The organism is Nocardia sp. PLKS1-43, assembly GCF_059510335.1.
This window is the reverse complement of the sequence record NZ_JCAJZQ010000006.1, coordinates 417,586-430,592: the sequence shown is the minus strand read 5'-3', so window position 1 is coordinate 430,592 and position 13,007 is coordinate 417,586. Positions and strand designations below refer to the sequence as shown.

General features: G+C 63.6%; 16 protein-coding genes and 1 pseudogene. 6 read left to right on the top strand and 11 right to left on the bottom strand.

The window, feature by feature from the left end:
- Positions 1 to 20: 20 nt before the first annotated feature.
- From AC5WS7_RS23860 to AC5WS7_RS23835, 6 genes are all read right to left on the bottom strand, one after another.
- Positions 21 to 1,181, bottom strand: coding sequence for a WXG100 family type VII secretion target (locus AC5WS7_RS23860; RefSeq protein WP_495956771.1), 1,161 nt, complete (start codon positions 1,179 to 1,181; stop codon positions 21 to 23).
- Positions 1,181 to 1,711, bottom strand: a complete 531-nt coding sequence (locus AC5WS7_RS23855) for a hypothetical protein (protein ID WP_495956770.1) — start codon at positions 1,709 to 1,711, stop codon at positions 1,181 to 1,183. Before AC5WS7_RS23855 ends, AC5WS7_RS23860 begins: the two co-directional genes overlap by 1 nt.
- Positions 1,712 to 1,755: 44 nt before the next feature.
- Positions 1,756 to 2,343, bottom strand: a complete 588-nt coding sequence (locus AC5WS7_RS23850; RefSeq protein ID WP_495956769.1) for a DUF3558 domain-containing protein — start codon at positions 2,341 to 2,343, stop codon at positions 1,756 to 1,758.
- Between the two features lie 416 nt (positions 2,344 to 2,759).
- The gene (locus tag AC5WS7_RS23845; RefSeq protein WP_495956768.1) at positions 2,760 to 3,590 is read right to left on the bottom strand and encodes a CHAP domain-containing protein; all 831 of its coding nucleotides are present in this window, start codon (positions 3,588 to 3,590) and stop codon (positions 2,760 to 2,762) included.
- A gap of 587 nt (positions 3,591 to 4,177) precedes the next feature.
- Positions 4,178 to 4,783 carry a hypothetical protein gene (locus tag AC5WS7_RS23840; protein ID WP_495956767.1) on the bottom strand — a complete coding sequence of 202 codons (606 nt, stop codon included), beginning with the start codon at positions 4,781 to 4,783 and terminating at the stop codon, positions 4,178 to 4,180.
- Positions 4,780 to 5,211 carry a DUF4254 domain-containing protein gene (locus tag AC5WS7_RS23835; protein ID WP_495956822.1) on the bottom strand — a complete coding sequence of 144 codons (432 nt, stop codon included), beginning with the start codon at positions 5,209 to 5,211 and terminating at the stop codon, positions 4,780 to 4,782. Before AC5WS7_RS23835 ends, AC5WS7_RS23840 begins: the two co-directional genes overlap by 4 nt.
- Before the next feature lie 454 nt (positions 5,212 to 5,665).
- On the opposite strand from AC5WS7_RS23835, the gene AC5WS7_RS23830 reads away from it, so the two are divergent.
- Entirely contained in the window at positions 5,666 to 6,550 is an 885-nt protein-coding gene (locus AC5WS7_RS23830) for a Scr1 family TA system antitoxin-like transcriptional regulator (RefSeq protein WP_495956766.1), read from the top strand.
- Positions 6,547 to 6,750 (top strand): DUF397 domain-containing protein, encoded by a 204-nt coding sequence (locus AC5WS7_RS23825; RefSeq protein ID WP_495956765.1) that lies wholly within the window; start codon positions 6,547 to 6,549, stop codon positions 6,748 to 6,750. The genes AC5WS7_RS23830 and AC5WS7_RS23825 overlap by 4 nt, the downstream gene beginning before the upstream one ends.
- A 208-nt stretch (positions 6,751 to 6,958) precedes the next feature.
- Here AC5WS7_RS23825 and AC5WS7_RS23820 read toward each other — a convergent pair whose 3' ends face one another.
- Positions 6,959 to 7,492 (bottom strand): TetR/AcrR family transcriptional regulator, encoded by a 534-nt coding sequence (locus AC5WS7_RS23820; RefSeq protein WP_495956764.1) that lies wholly within the window; start codon positions 7,490 to 7,492, stop codon positions 6,959 to 6,961.
- Between the two features lie 167 nt (positions 7,493 to 7,659).
- Between AC5WS7_RS23820 and AC5WS7_RS23815 the strand changes: the two genes are divergently transcribed.
- The 3 genes and pseudogenes from AC5WS7_RS23815 to AC5WS7_RS23805 all read left to right on the top strand — a co-directional run.
- Entirely contained in the window at positions 7,660 to 8,478 is an 819-nt protein-coding gene (locus AC5WS7_RS23815; protein ID WP_495956763.1) for an SDR family NAD(P)-dependent oxidoreductase, read from the top strand.
- A gap of 48 nt (positions 8,479 to 8,526) precedes the next feature.
- A complete protein-coding gene (locus AC5WS7_RS23810) occupies positions 8,527 to 9,459 on the top strand; it encodes an alpha/beta hydrolase fold domain-containing protein (RefSeq protein ID WP_495956762.1) in 933 nt (310 codons plus the stop codon).
- A 29-nt stretch (positions 9,460 to 9,488) separates the two neighbouring features.
- Positions 9,489 to 9,776, top strand: a pseudogene (locus tag AC5WS7_RS23805) (alcohol dehydrogenase catalytic domain-containing protein); the annotation flags it as partial.
- Between the two features lie 141 nt (positions 9,777 to 9,917).
- On the opposite strand, the gene AC5WS7_RS23800 reads toward AC5WS7_RS23805, so the two are convergent.
- The gene (locus AC5WS7_RS23800) at positions 9,918 to 10,178 is read right to left on the bottom strand and encodes a hypothetical protein (protein WP_495956828.1); all 261 of its coding nucleotides are present in this window, start codon (positions 10,176 to 10,178) and stop codon (positions 9,918 to 9,920) included.
- Between AC5WS7_RS23800 and AC5WS7_RS23795 the strand changes: the two genes are divergently transcribed.
- Positions 10,153 to 10,416 (top strand): zinc-binding dehydrogenase, encoded by a 264-nt coding sequence (locus tag AC5WS7_RS23795; protein ID WP_495956761.1) that lies wholly within the window; start codon positions 10,153 to 10,155, stop codon positions 10,414 to 10,416. The two genes, AC5WS7_RS23800 and AC5WS7_RS23795, sit on opposite strands and share 26 nt — an antisense overlap.
- Before the next feature lie 500 nt (positions 10,417 to 10,916).
- Here AC5WS7_RS23795 and AC5WS7_RS23790 read toward each other — a convergent pair whose 3' ends face one another.
- From AC5WS7_RS23790 to AC5WS7_RS23780, 3 genes are read right to left on the bottom strand one after another with little or no spacing between them, the layout of a single operon-like run.
- Entirely contained in the window at positions 10,917 to 11,330 is a 414-nt protein-coding gene (locus tag AC5WS7_RS23790) for an arsenate reductase ArsC (RefSeq protein ID WP_495956760.1), read from the bottom strand.
- A gap of 13 nt (positions 11,331 to 11,343) precedes the next feature.
- The gene (gene arsB / locus AC5WS7_RS23785; protein WP_495956759.1) at positions 11,344 to 12,441 is read right to left on the bottom strand and encodes an ACR3 family arsenite efflux transporter; all 1,098 of its coding nucleotides are present in this window, start codon (positions 12,439 to 12,441) and stop codon (positions 11,344 to 11,346) included.
- Entirely contained in the window at positions 12,438 to 12,812 is a 375-nt protein-coding gene (locus AC5WS7_RS23780; RefSeq protein ID WP_495956758.1) for an ArsR/SmtB family transcription factor, read from the bottom strand. The genes arsB and AC5WS7_RS23780 overlap by 4 nt, the downstream gene beginning before the upstream one ends.
- Positions 12,813 to 13,007 lie beyond the last annotated feature (195 nt).

Here is a 13,007-nt window from a genome sequence, read left to right as displayed (position 1 = left end):
TTCCGGTCATCTGAAAACACTCAGCCGCGGGGTTCGGAATTCTGGTCGAAATCCCCGCCGATGACGCCGCCCGGAAGGCTCTTGGGCGTCGGGCCGAGCAGTTCCTCGGCATTTTCCATATTGCGCAGCCAATCCGGGAGCGAGTGCTCTTTGTCGTCCTCGCCCTTGCCTTTTCCGCCCGCGCCGCCGAATCCGCCCATGCCGGCCAGGTTGCTGGTCTTACCTGCGGCGTTGGCGGCGTTCGCGGCCGCAGCGGCCGCGTTGGATCCGGTTCCCGGCACACTCTTGCCCAGTCCGCCGCCGGTCGCCGAGCCCAGCCCGTTCAACGCGCTATCGCCGCCCGACCCACTGCCGATCCCGCTGTAATTGCTCGGCGTGGTGGAGGTCGGTGAGGTGCCGCTGTAATAGCCGGCGGGCGTGGTCGCCATCGAACTCGAATACCCGGACATCGACGGCATCGACGAGGAGCTGTAACCCGCCGTCGACATGGAATCCGACTGGCTCGAGGAGGTACCCGACCGACTCCCGCTGTCACCGCTCGTACCGCTCTGACTCGGCCCGGGGGTACTGGGACCGTTACCGGAGTTGGGCGTGTACGCGCTGGAGCTGGTCGGCGTGTAGCTGTAGAGCGGGTTGCTGATCTCGTTCGGCTTCGGGATGACCGGAATCTTCTTGTCCGCGTCGACGAAGTTCTTGACGTAGTTGTTCTTCATCGCCTCGCGAGCTTCGTCGCGCGCTTGGTCGATCTTCTGCTTCGACCGGTCACCGTGCCAGAAGAGGAGGTCGCCTTCCCAGAAGTTCAAGCGGCTTACATGCTGCATCGGTACGGCGACACCGTTTTTGGTGCCATTGACGCCGTCGATCGCTGAGGTCACCTGAGTGGACATGGCGTTCAGTGCCTCGGTCAGATCCTCAGCCCGCTGGGCGTAGTTGGAGATCGCAGTCCGAGAGGCCTCGGCAGCTTTGCCTTGCCACGCCGCTGAACTCGATTGACGAATGCGAGCAGCAAAGAAGGATGCCGCCGATGACCATTGACTTGCGAGCGTGCTGTAATTTTGGGAGGCAGTGTGCGCTTTATTGGTGTCCAGCGGGTGAAACTTATTGTAGATATCCCAGTGGGAAAAGCTGTCTGGGTTCTCGCCACCGCCGGGAATCTTAGCGGGCTCGTTGGTGACTGCCATTACTTGGACTTCCCCAGTGCAGGGTTGGTGGTTACCCCCGGCTGCATCGGTGTACCAATAGGACTCTTCTCGATGTTCGCTGTGATTCGGTTGTACTCGGCAGCGAAATTGGAGTCCTGCTCGCAATATTGTTGTGCAATCGTGTGATGGAGAGTCTGAAGGTCGTCAACTATCTTATAGTGCTGATCGAGGATGCTGTAGAGGTTATCATCGGAGTCGGTGGGGAGCCCGGCGTGATTGGCCTTGCTACGAAAGCGGGCTACAAGGGTATTCGCGGACGGCAAGCCCTCTGTTGATTCGCCGAGGCCCCAATCCGACTGTTCAGAAATGGTTCGCGCCAGGGCCTGAAGCTTCGTAATTTCCGCTTTGAACGCCTTGCAGTCACGTTCTATATAAGCGAACTCATCCGCATTGAGAAGGAAATCTGTCGCCACGCCATTTCCGAAACTGACGCTGAGATTGCCATTCTGGGCCTCGGTAATCAGACTTGCCAGCGGGCCGGTCTGGGTCGGCTTGCTGTCGTCGGCCATCCTGTCGGCCTCCTCCCCACTGAAGTTTTGCCAAATCGAAAAACCTACACCGATGCCGGAAAGGTGGGTACCAAATCGCCAGCTAATTTCTTGGCGATTGTGCAGGAATCCTGAGTTCCAGTCGCCTTGTGTGATGCCGGATTAGTTACCAATATTTCCAGCCCCCCGCCCTTCATCTCGACATTGAGGATGCAATCTGCGCGCAAGTCTGCCAGATCAGCTTCGTGATAGGTGATCGCTTGCCGCCCATCGATCGTCAAATGCTCAATATTGTTGAACTTTTTATTGGCCTCGATCAGAGGGATCGTAAGGTTCGTAGTGCGGATGGTCGTCCCGTAGCCGTCCCCCTCGTACGTCGAGTAGACACACCCTTTCCATGCGGCGCCGCTGGTGGGATCGGTTGAGTCGGCCGGTATTGGACCAGGATCGATGTGATCGGCATCGGTCACCGATTGGGGCAACTCACACGCATTGAAGGCGGTGGGTGCGCTCGGCGCGATCGTTGACGCCGCGGAGGACGCCGATGAGTTGACATTCGACGTCCCGCCCCCGCCGCCGTTGCACCCGGCCAGCACTGCGGCCGCACCGACTCCCACTGCCGCACAACGGATTACGCGTCCCCAGTCGGTCATGTCGTCCTCTCGGCCCCGATACCACGATGAGGAAGGGCCGGATCGACTCCCACCCCTCAACGGCTCGCAACGAACCTACCTGTTCGCGGTGTCCGCTTCAATACACTTGGGCATCGCCGCACCCTCTACAGCCAGGCTGTGAGGTGGATCGCTTCGCGGGCGTCGCGATGGTCGATAAAGATGGCGCCCCAGTCGAACTTGGAGTGGACGCCCCGCATGCAGCGCCATTCGCGGGCTCTCTCGCGCTGGCCAGGAAGAAGGCCGGACTGGGTGACAGCCAGTCACGGCGCTGACACTGCGGCGTAAACGATTGGGCCGCATGATCCGAAGAGAGATGTGCTGGTTCCGGCGGTCGCGGGCTGCGTGTCCGATGTGACGCTAGATCGTCCGGTCCGGCCAGCGATTTTTCCTGCGCGTCAGGCCATGGCAGTGCTGGCCTTTTGTGCGGGCGGATGGATGACGCCGTCGACGTAGCTGCTGCCAGGCGGGTATTTGTGCTGGCGTACCGCATCGCCCGAGTTGCCCTCGATGGTGTAGATGGTGCCGTCGGGATCGACCTTCTTCACCACGCCGATGTGTCCGACGCCGTTCATGACGATGAGATCGCCGACACGGGCATTGGACGCCCTGTCGGCAAGCCCGTGGCGCTTGGCGTCGGCCCAGATCGTGGGCACATAGGTGGTGCTGGTGGTCCAGTTCAACGGGATATGCGCCTGCTTCCAGGCCCAGGTGGCGAAGGACGCGCACCACGGCCCGCCGATGTCGTATGCCTTGTGACCCGGCAGGTGGTTGGTGCTGCCTATCTCGTGAACATTGAGCTGGGACAGCGCAGCCTGCACCGCGCCAGGAGCGCCGGGGGCCAACGGAATCGGGACGATGCTGCCGGTCCCTCTCGTCGGGTCCGGCGCGGACGAAAATGTCACGGCGGGATGGTAGTTCGGAACCGAATTCTCGATCACCTGCTTCTGCCGGCGGATCTGCTTCCCGGCGGAGTCGACCCTGCCGTGCACGTAGTCGACGGCGTCGAGGGCGGCGGTGATCACGGCCCGTTGCTGACTCGGTGTCAACGGTGTGCCGCTCTCATTCCTCTTCGACATGTCCGCGAGCGCGCCCTGGAGCTCGTGCACCTTTCTCATGCAGGCGGTGAAGGTCCCGTTCGATACGTCGAAGGTCGAGTAGACGGCCGCGCGAACGTCCTCGTTGTGCTCGTTGATCGCCACCTTGGCGGCGCGGATCTTGTTCAGCATCGAGGCGTAGTTGTCGACCATGACGGCGTGGTCGTGCTTGTCGTCGAGTCCGTCCTGGAGCAATCCTCGCTTACCCAATTCGTGCAGCAGATCCGGTTGTTCCGACGGCTTCCCCGACGCCAGTAACCCGATCGATTGACGGAGCGCTTTCTGCGCCGTGTGGAGTACGACGATCAGGCCTGGTTGCGCACCTTTCGGGGGCGTCAGCGTTATCTCGCTGATGTGAAATATGTTCGGGCTCATCGTGTCTCACATTGCGGTCGATCCGGTAGCGACGGGCGGTGCTCACGAGCAAGCGACTGGTCGGCAGTACGCCGGCCATCTTGATGCAAAACAAGTTGCACCATGCTGATCATAGGCAAATTATATTGCATCGATCGGTCGTGTGGGGCGAACCGAAGCGGCTCGCTGCACAGGACCGGCACTGCGACTCGCTCGGCCGTCGACGCCGCCGTCGGATGCGACGACACGAACCGATGCGGGTATCGCATCGAAGGTTCGGGTTGTGCTGCTGACGCAGGCTGAGCCCGGCGCCTTGCCGGTGCAGGACAACGGGATTCGTCATCGCCGGCGTTTGCTGGGGTCGGTCAGATCCACCGGGTCAGTTCCGGGCGGGTGAGTTCGCACCAGAGGACGGTGCGGCCGTGGTGTTCGTGGCGGCCGCAGTGGTGGGCTATGTGTTCCACCTGGTCGGAGATGAGGTTGTCGGCTGCCGAGATGAGGTGGGCGTTTTCGGGGGAGTCGTGGATCTCGATGACGAGGCGGCCCGCGGAGAGGGCTCGCAGGCGCAGGGTGAGGCGGGTTACGCGGCTCGGGTCGTCGTCGGCCACGGCGGCCACGAACGCTTTGACCAGTTCGTAGGTGACCAGGACGGCGTCGAAGACGACATCATGCCACCACCACGCGGTCAGTTTCTTGCGGACGAACCATCCGGCGACGGTGACCGCATTCCATTGGGCCGCAAGGTCTATGCGCTCGTTACCCGCACCCGGGAAGGTGCCCGGCGGCGGCATGCCCCGACCGATTCCGGCGCGGGATGCCAGGTGCGCGGCGATCATGCCCAACTTTCCTGCCAGGATATTGATTTCGCGATCGTCGAGCAGTTCGGCGACAGCGTCGAGGGTGGCGTGGTCGCACCAGCCGACCCGGCGTAGCTCATCGCGTACAAGGTGGAACCTGTTGTCTGCGTTCATATGCCGGCCTGCGGGACGGGCGGTGCGAATGTGTGCAATCGTGGACCGGGGAAATCCGGCACCCTGCGGCGACCCGCGTGGATTTCCCACACCAGATCCTCGTAGGCGACAGCGAGTTCGGACATGCGCTGCCAGAGGTAATGCCGATGCGGTTCCAGAGTCCCTTGCGCCGAACCGGCTTGTGCTGCGATCGAATACTCCGCGATTCGGTCTATCACCATGCCGACGGTCTCGGTGTGCAGAAATGGTGCGTTCGGCGTCTGCGCGCCGCTCGCCGACAGCCAGCGATCGACTTCCCGCACTGCATTCCGGCGCGCTTCAGCAATTTCGGGAGTATCCGCATTGGAATGGTCCAAACGGGCCTGATGCAGACACGCCAATTCCCGAGATGCCAATAGAACTGGATGACTCGGTATCGCACTGCCCATGCACGCTTGAACGAGCAGAACTTTCGATGGAAGTGCGATCATGCCGTCCCCTCCAACGGCACGACCTGTGCGGTGCGTCCGCCCTGTTGCCGACCGCATAACGCCAGGCGAGGCGTCATCGCAGGACAATCGAGGTTCGCACATTGTTCAGCAGTCGAACACTCGACAAGGACAGTGCCTTTCGCTCGAACTGATGATCGATTCACTCTTGTCGAGACCTCTGATCGCATGGTAATCATGGAGTTCCCCGGATTTGAGTCGGAAATGTGGGACGAACGCCCGAAACCTGGCCGGTGGGTGGTGCGTTCGAAGCCTCTGTGCGGCTGCGGTTCCATGTCACACCGTCGTCGCTGATTTCACAATCCAAAGCCGAGAATCGGTCCGCTTCGAAAAAACGAATCGAGCCGATTCGGGACCAAGAATGCCCAGGTCATGTCGAGGAGGATCGTTCACAATGCCCGCCGTACCGAATGTTCCGTCCGTGCCGCGTCGTCAGGTGGCACACATCCTGTCCAAACTGCACGGCGAGTCCGGCCTGTACATCAAGGACATCGCGGAGCAGATCGATCTCCATCACACGACGGTGTCCAGGATGCTCAAAGGTGAGCCGTGCAAGCTCAAAGCGATCTATATCGACAAGCTGTGCGACATCTACGGCGCTTCCGATGTGGTCAGACGGGAGCTGAAAGTACTTGCTGTAGAGGCGGAGTCGGCGCACGGGTGGTGGCACACGCTCACTGACGTAGAGTCCGCGAGCCAGTTGAGTACATACATCACCCTCGAAACCACTGCGGCATCTATAACGACGTATCAGAACACCCGTCTGCCTGGCCTGATCCAGACTTCCGAGTATGCACGGGCTCTCTTGCGAACCAGTCCGTACCTCACTTCGGAAGAGGTGGAGCACAACGTGGAGATCAGGATCGGGCGGCGGGTGACTCTTACCAGGGCTGGAGCGAAGCTGGATATCGTGTTGGATGAGAACGTAATTCGACGCTTTCTCGACGAGCCCGATGTAGCGGTGGGCCAGATCCGGCACATCATCGACACGTCGAAAATGCCGAGTGTGCGGATCCGTCTCGTCCCCTTCGATGTAGGAATCTATCGCGGCACCGAGACTGGTCCCTTCAGCATTCTCGAGTTCGCAGCCATCGGGAACCTCGCCCCCGATCCTCCCGTGGCGTACGTAGAGTCGGGAGTTGGGAGCGCTCTCTACTTCGACACGCCCGGTCAGGTGGCGCGGTATCGTAAATCGTGGGCTGAGATCGAACGGGTTGTGCTGAACGCAGCCAAGACTCGGGCCCGTTTGACCGAGATCATGCAGGAGGTATCCCAGTGAACGCTCCGAATGTCGGGTGGTTCAAGAGCAGCTACAGCACTCAGAGCGGTGACTGCGTCGAGGTCGCGTTCCAGGCCGCTGGCATGATCGCTCTCCGCGACTCCAAGAATCCCTCGGGACCTGCCCTGTCCTTCACGTCATCCGAATGGGATGCCTTCACCGCCGCGCTTCGGTCCGGTTCGCTCGCCGATCCCTTCTGAGTCATGGACGCGGGTCCTGCTGCGTGAGTAAGGTTTCGCACCGCATCTGATTTCCGGCAAGGCCGCTGATCGGTCGGGCACCCAGCGAAATCTGCTGTGCGGCAGCGTTGTACAGCTCAGTGCACCCGACGCGGCGCTGCAGGTGAGAGTCACGAGAACGCGCCGGATAGCCGGGATTTCATATGACAGTCGGAGCGCTGCGGCGGCCTCAGCGCAGCGTCTCGATTGCCGCCATCAGGTCTCGCAGCGCCTGCTCGGCGAGTCTGGCCATGGACGTCCGATTGCTGGGTTGCAGCCAGCGGTGGAAGGCGTCGCCGAGGGCGAGCGCGCCGATGTTGGCGGCCACGCTCGCGGTACATTGCTCCACTCCGCGCGCAACGAGCGCATCCGCCATCGCCGTGGTCAGCGCGGCGGACTTGAGCAGGTCGCGCTCCTGCAGTTCGGGATTGTCGGCGATGACTGCCTGGCGTTTCGCCAGAAATTCGCGGCGATCGTCTGCGAGGCCGTCCGCGAACGCGGCCAGTGCCGCACCGATCGCTTCCATCGGGGTGGCTTCGGCGGGCGCACCGGCAATGGCGGTGGCGAACATCTCTCGGTACGCATCCTGGCCGCTGGACAGGATCTCGCGCTTGTCGGCGAAGTGACGGAAGAACGTGCGTTTGGTCAATCCCGCACGCTCGGCAATCTCCACGACGGAGACGTGCTCATATCCCCGGGCGGCGAACAACTCCACCGCAGCCACTGCCAACCGCTCCGCTGCGTTGGGCTCCCACCGACTCATGCCCACATCGTAGAGCGCCCGACGAGCTGACGACACTAAGTGTCATAAACGGTGATAGCCTGATGGCACTTGGTGTCATGACGGCAGTCGTCGGTGCCACCGGCGCCACTGCGCAGAGAGGAATCAGCATGAAAGATCTTCGCGTCACATACGGCCGGTATGCAGTCGTCACCGGGGCGTCCTCGGGTATCGGCGAGCAATTCGCGCGGCATCTGAGCGCCGTCGGAGTCAATGTTGTTCTCGTGGCGCGCCGCAAAGACCGTCTGGAGGTTCTGGCCGACGAGCTGTCCCGCGACCACGGCACCGACAACATCGTGTTCGCGCTGGACTTGCTCGCCGACGGCGCCGTCGACGAATTGGCCCGTGGGGTAGCGGATCTCGACGTCGGGATCGTCGTGGCGAACGCCGGAATCTCTTCCGCCGGACCGCTGGTGAACAATTCGCTGGCCACCGAACTCGATGTCCTGACCCTCGACGCGGCGGTGCCGCTGCGGATGACGCACCACTTCGGGCGTGAGTTCGCCCGCCGGGGTCGCGGAGCCATCATCCTCGTGGCGTCCAGCCTCGAAGCCAGCGCCACACCGTACACCGCCAACTACGGCGCGGTGAAGGCTTACGTGTCGTCACTGGGCCAGGCGTTGCACTACGAACTGAAGAATCAGGGCGTCGACGTCCTGGTCGTTTCCCCCGGGATGACGAAAACCGAAGGCGCGCAGCGGTCCAACGGCCTCGACTTCCAGAAGATCAGCAGCCCGAGGATGGCGCCGTCGCAGGTGGTCCAGGCCGCGTTGCGCAACCTCGGCAAGCGCGCCCGCGTCATCCCCGGCGTCACCAACAATGCCGCGGACCTGCTGATCAAACATGTCCTTCCGCGATCGTTGTCGGTCACCATGTTCGGCCGGCTGTTCGGCCGCGCGCTCGTCGACACCGCACCGCGCGAATCCTGATCCGAACGAAAACCATTCTGCCGCAACTTGTTCAGAGAGGAACCAGTCATGCCGACAGCTGGTGCGCCAGTGGACATCCCCGCAGAGATGATCTCCACCCTTATCCGGCCCGAATTCGCCGCGCTGCCGCCGGTGGAGGTATTCCCCGGGGTAGCGAGCCATCTGGATCGCATCTATGCCACCCTCGCCGGATTCCGGCCGCTCACACTGGACCTGCACATCCCGCACCGTCCGGTGACGACACCCATTCCCGTTGTGGTGTACGCACATCCGGGAGGATTCTTCGCCGGAATCAAACAAATGGGGCCGTGGCGATATCTGCTCGAGGCGGGACTCGCTGTGGTGTCGGTCCAGTACCGGCTCAGCGGCGAGGCCGTCTTCCCCGCTGCCATCCAGGATGTCGCCGCCGCCGTTCGCTGGGTGCGGGCCAACGCCGATCATTACGGGCTGGACACCGACCGCATCGTGGGCTTCCGCTCCAGCGCAGGCGCATATCTCATCAGCGCCGTGGCACTTGCCGGCGACGGCAGCGATCTGGTCGGCAGCATCGGACCGCACTCGGAGGTGTCCTGCGGACTCGCCGCCGTCGTCGAGCACTACGGACCCACCGATTTCCTCAGACACGACGAGGATGCACACCCCGAGGCCATCGAACTGATGACGGGCCCGGACAGCACATTCGCCCGCTTCTTCGGATTCCCACCCGCCGTTCGCCCGGACGTGGCCGAGCGCGGAAACCTCTGCCTTCTCGCACACCCCGGCGCGCCGCCCTTCCTGATCGCTCACGGGGACCATGATCGCCGTGTCGGGATCGAACAGAGCCGACGCCTTCACCGCGCACTCACCGCGGTCGGAGTTCGGGCGGATCTCGTGGAAATCGCCGGTGGCGACCATGGATCCTCCGACTTCGACGCGCCGCCGCTGCACCGGACGACGCTGGCGTACCTCGAATCGGTTCTCGCACCGCCCTTGCATCTTTGACACACGACATCACCGAAGGGAGAACTCACATGACGATGAGACGGATCCAGTACCACCGCTACGGCGGACCGGAGGTCATGCGGCTCGAAGACTTCGAGCCCAGAGAACTCGGCGCTCAGGATGTTCGCGTCCGGGTGCGAGCGGCTGCCGCGAATCCCATGGACTTCGGGATCCGAAACGGTGCGATGAAATGGATGACCGGGCGAAGCTTTCCGCGTGGGATGGGATACGACTTCGCCGGCGTCGTCGAGGCCGTCGGCGACGATGTCACCCGGCTGCGCGTCGGTGACGAGGTCCTCGGCGGCGCACCGATCAAGTGGTCGGGTGCGTTCGCCGATGTGGTTGTCGCCGAACAAAAAGGCGTGGTCGGCAAGCCCGCCGGACTGTCCTTCGAGGCGGCGGCAGCGCTTCCCACCGTCGGCCTCACCGCGTATCAGGCCTTGTTCGACAAAGCGAGGCTACAGCCCGGCGCTGCGGTGTTCGTGCACGGGAGCCTCGGCGGAGTCGGTCGCGCGGCCGTGCAACTCGCGTCCGCGCACGGTGCGACGGTGGCGGGAAGCTGCCGCGCCGGTTCGACGGACGAGGCACGCGACCTCGGCATCGATCCCATCGTCCACTTCGACTTCGACCCCGCGGCGCTCGCGCGGCGATTCGATATCGTCTTCGACACCGCCGGTCGAACAAGCCCGGAAGATGTTGCGGCCGAACGGTCGCATCATCAGCACACGCCCCAGCCCGGCGAACATGGTGAGAAGCGCTCTGCCCGGCCCGTTCCACGTGGTGATCGCCCGCGCGGTGACGGCCGATATCGAGGCGGTCGCGCGAGCCGCCGGCGAGGGCCACCTCGAGCTACCGATCGCCCGGACCGTGCCGCTGGCCGACGCGGTCTCGGCGCTCACGGAACTGGAACGAAACGGGAGCGCGAAACGGGGCAAGCTCATCATCGTGCCCGGGTGAGCCCCTCGGTCCCCGGGCAGTTCGACCGCGTCGATTGGAAACTGTTGGCGCACAGTGACTTCCCCGCCCATTCCGCACTGGTGGACGGCAGGTATTCGATTCGTGCGGTATTCGGGCACTGTGCGCACCTTTCCTGGCACCGCATGTGTCCATGGGCTCGCAGATTCTCGCGGCGACAGAGCGTGCTGAGGGCTGGGTGTGGCGTGGCGAGCGTCGGTGCGCACGACCTTGTCCATCGTCGGAGCGGTCGAACGGTGAGTGCAACGGGCGTTGCTCTGGTGTGCCGCAGCGGCTGTCCGTGTTCGCGGCGCTCGCTCTGTCCGCCCGGCGATCCTCGCTCTGCGATTGAGTCACGCGGGGATTCGGGATGTCGCCTGTCAAGGCGTTGGTTCCTCGGCGTGCCTGCCGTGGGTATGGCCGCTGTCCACGCCGAGCCGACGGCTCCCGAATATGTGGGCGCGTGCTCCGGTCGCATCGCTTCGGCGGGCATGTCCGGCTGCTCATCCGCCCGGCGGAATGCCCAATTCGTCGAGTAGGGCGCGGATGCGGTGTTCGATCTCGTCGCGGATGGGACGGACCGCGTCGAGGCCCTGGCCGGCCGGATCGTCGAGTTTCCAGTCCAGATAACGCTTTCCGGGGAAGTACGGGCAGGTGTCCCCGCAGCCCATGGTGATCACCACATCGGAGGATTCGACCGCGTCCGTGGTGAGAACCTTGGGGATTTCGGTGGATATGTCGACGCCGATTTCGGCCATGGCCTGTACGGCTGCGGGGTTGACCCGGTCGGCGGGCTCGGAGCCTGCGGAGCGAACCTGGACGCGATCGCCCGCGAGGTGGGCCAGGAATGCGGCGGCCATCTGGGAGCGTCCGGCATTGTGGACGCATACGAACAGCACGCTGGGGATGGCAGGCATCGGCGAGCGTCTTTCAGTTGGCGGCCGGGACAGGGCGCTGAGTGGTGTTGTGGAAGAAGCGGTTTCGCAGGGCCAGGGATACGTAGACCAGCCCGACCAGAACGGGCACCTCGATCAGCGGGCCGACGACTCCGGCGAGGGCCTGACCGGAGGTGGCGCCGTAGGTGGCGATCGCGACGGCGATGGCGAGTTCGAAGTTGTTGCCCGCGGCGGTGAACGCGAGGGTGGTGGTGCGTTCGTAGCCGAGGCCCGCCAGACGGCCGTAGAGGTAGCCGCCGCCCCACATGATGGCGAAGTACGCAAGCATCGGGATCGCGACGCGCACGACATCCCAAGGGCGAGAGGTGATCTGGTGGCCTTGCAGCGCGAACAGGACCACGATCGTGAACAGCAGCCCGTACAACGCCCACGGCCCGAGCCGCGGCAACAACCTCGATTCGTACCAGTCACGGCCGCGGACCTTCTCGCCGAATCGGCGGGTGAGAAAACCTGCGACCAGCGGGACACCCAGGAAGACCAACACCGATTTCGCTATCTGCCAGGGCGAGGTATGGATCGTGGTCTGCGCCAGGCCGAGCCAGCGGGGCAGCGCCGAGAGGTAGAACCAACCCAGCACGGCGAACATGACGACCTGAAAAATCGAGTTCAACGCGACCAGCACGGCGGCGGCCTCCCGATCGCCGCAGGCCAAGTCGTTCCAAATGATCACCATCGCAATACATCTGGCCAGGCCGACGATGATCAGCCCGGTCCGGTATTCGGGCAGGTCCGGCAGCAGCAGCCAAGCCAGGGTGAACATCAGCGCGGGACCGATGAGCCAGTTCAACACGAGCGAGCCGAGCAGCAGGCGGCGGTCGCCGGTCACCGAGTCCAAGCGGTCGTAGCGGACCTTGGCCAGCACCGGGTACATCATGATCAGCAGGCCGATCGCGATCGGCAGCGAAATTCCGTCCACCTGTACCGCGGACAGCGCACTGCCCAGCCCGGGGACTCCGTGCCCGAGCAGCAGCCCCGCGGCCATGGCCACACCGATCCAGACCGGCAGAAACCTGTCCAGGGTGGACAGTTTTCCGGCGACCGCCGGGTGAGTGATGTGGTCGGTCGCGGTCATACGGTCGCCTCGATTCCGGCGTTGTGGCCCAGTACCTCGGACAGGTGCGCCAGAGCGTCGGGGACGATGCGGTAGTAGACCCAGGATGCGCGGCGTTCGCTGGTGACCAATCCGGCCTCGCGCAGCACTTTCAGGTGGTGCGAGATGGTCGGCTGGGTGACATCCAGGCCGTCGGAGACATCGCACACGCACGCCTCGCCCCCGGCGCGCGCGGCGATCGCCGACAGCACCCGCAGCCGGACCGGATCGGCCAGCGCCTTGAACATCATCGCCAGCCCAGCGGCCTGCTCCGCGGTCAGCGCCGGTCGCAGCCGGGCCGTGGGCTCACACGATGGTCCGGCCACCGCTGACGACACCGCTGGATTAGACATACATCGATATTGATAGGTATCGATGCGGAAGAGCAAGCGAATGTTCGGTGAATAGATTCACGCCCGAGTGCCGTATTCACGGCCGGTTCGGCCAGCAGCCTTTGCGTGACGTGCGCATTCCGGGTTCGGCAGTGGCAGGAGCACTCGGCGGCTCGAACACCGAAATCGCGGCAGGGTCCCGCGACTCGGGACAGG

Bases quoted from the DNA above. Each gene is read 5' to 3' on its own strand.
- AC5WS7_RS23800 (WP_495956828.1), bottom strand. From the start codon at position 10,178: ATGATGCGACCGTTCGGCCGCAACATCTTCCGGGCTTGTTCGACCGGC.
- AC5WS7_RS23830 (WP_495956766.1), top strand. From the start codon at position 5,666: ATGCCCGCCGTACCGAATGTTCCGTCCGTGCCGCGTCGTCAGGTGGCA.
- AC5WS7_RS23790 (WP_495956760.1), bottom strand. From the start codon at position 11,330: ATGCCTGCCATCCCCAGCGTGCTGTTCGTATGCGTCCACAATGCCGGA.
- AC5WS7_RS23810 (WP_495956762.1), top strand. From the start codon at position 8,527: ATGCCGACAGCTGGTGCGCCAGTGGACATCCCCGCAGAGATGATCTCC.
- arsB (WP_495956759.1), bottom strand. From the start codon at position 12,441: ATGACCGCGACCGACCACATCACTCACCCGGCGGTCGCCGGAAAACTG.
- AC5WS7_RS23855 (WP_495956770.1), bottom strand. From the start codon at position 1,711: ATGGCCGACGACAGCAAGCCGACCCAGACCGGCCCGCTGGCAAGTCTG.
- AC5WS7_RS23780 (WP_495956758.1), bottom strand. From the start codon at position 12,812: ATGTCTAATCCAGCGGTGTCGTCAGCGGTGGCCGGACCATCGTGTGAG.
- AC5WS7_RS23795 (WP_495956761.1), top strand. From the start codon at position 10,153: ATGTTGCGGCCGAACGGTCGCATCATCAGCACACGCCCCAGCCCGGCG.
- AC5WS7_RS23850 (WP_495956769.1), bottom strand. From the start codon at position 2,343: ATGACCGACTGGGGACGCGTAATCCGTTGTGCGGCAGTGGGAGTCGGT.
- AC5WS7_RS23840 (WP_495956767.1), bottom strand. From the start codon at position 4,783: ATGAACGCAGACAACAGGTTCCACCTTGTACGCGATGAGCTACGCCGG.
- AC5WS7_RS23835 (WP_495956822.1), bottom strand. From the start codon at position 5,211: ATGGGCAGTGCGATACCGAGTCATCCAGTTCTATTGGCATCTCGGGAA.
- AC5WS7_RS23815 (WP_495956763.1), top strand. From the start codon at position 7,660: ATGAAAGATCTTCGCGTCACATACGGCCGGTATGCAGTCGTCACCGGG.
- AC5WS7_RS23860 (WP_495956771.1), bottom strand. From the start codon at position 1,181: ATGGCAGTCACCAACGAGCCCGCTAAGATTCCCGGCGGTGGCGAGAAC.
- AC5WS7_RS23845 (WP_495956768.1), bottom strand. From the start codon at position 3,590: ATGCTGAACAAGATCCGCGCCGCCAAGGTGGCGATCAACGAGCACAAC.